Below are 774 nucleotides of genomic sequence, written 5' to 3' on the forward strand. Positions count from 1 at the left end.
GTTTCGCTGCTCTGTCAGACGCTGGGCGTCAGCCCCAGTGGTTACCACGCGCGCAAGGCCCGGGATGTCGATACGGACCGCCCGCGCCGGTGCATCAGCAACGACACCCTGCTGGTGCACATCAAGGCCGTGCACGCTGAATCCAAAGGGGGTATGGCTGGCCTCGCGTGTGGAAGAAGCTGCTTGCCCAGGGCGTTCGAGTCAGCAAGGATCGCGTCCAGCAGCTCATGAAGCTGCACGGCATCAAGGCGAAGACCAAACGCCGCTTCAGGGCGACCACCGACAGCAACCACGACCTGCCGGTCGCGCCGAACCTGCTGCAACGCGACTTCTCGCCCGCTCGCCCCGATCAGGCCTGGACTACGGACATCACGTACCTCTGGACTGACGACGGCTGGCTGTACCTGACGGTCATCCTCGACCTGTTTAGCCGTCAGGTGGTGGGCTGGTCGATGCAGCCGCACATGCGCACGGAGTTGGTGTCTGACGCGCTGCGTATGGCGTGGTTTCGCCGCCAGCCGGAAGCGGGCCTGATCGTCCATAGCGACAGGGGTAGCCAGTATTGCAGTCGTGACTTCCAGAACCTGCTCAAAGCCTACGGCATGCGCAGTTCTATGAGCCGTCGAGGCAATTGCTGGGACAACGCGCCGACCGAGAGTCTGTGGGGATCGCTCAAGCGCGCTCGCATCCTTGGCCAGCGCTTTACAACACGTCGCGAAGCGATGGACGAGGTGATCGACTGGTTGAGCTTCTACAATCATTCGCGCTTGCACT

Annotated in this window: 1 pseudogene; it reads left to right on the forward strand. The window is 62.5% G+C overall.

Going from position 1 to position 774, the window contains the following annotated elements:
- Positions 1-774: pseudogene (locus tag AWB75_RS36505) on the forward strand (IS3 family transposase); the annotation flags it as partial.

The sequence above is a fragment of the Caballeronia catudaia genome, from assembly GCF_001544755.2.
Lineage (GTDB): Bacteria > Pseudomonadota > Gammaproteobacteria > Burkholderiales > Burkholderiaceae > Caballeronia > Caballeronia catudaia.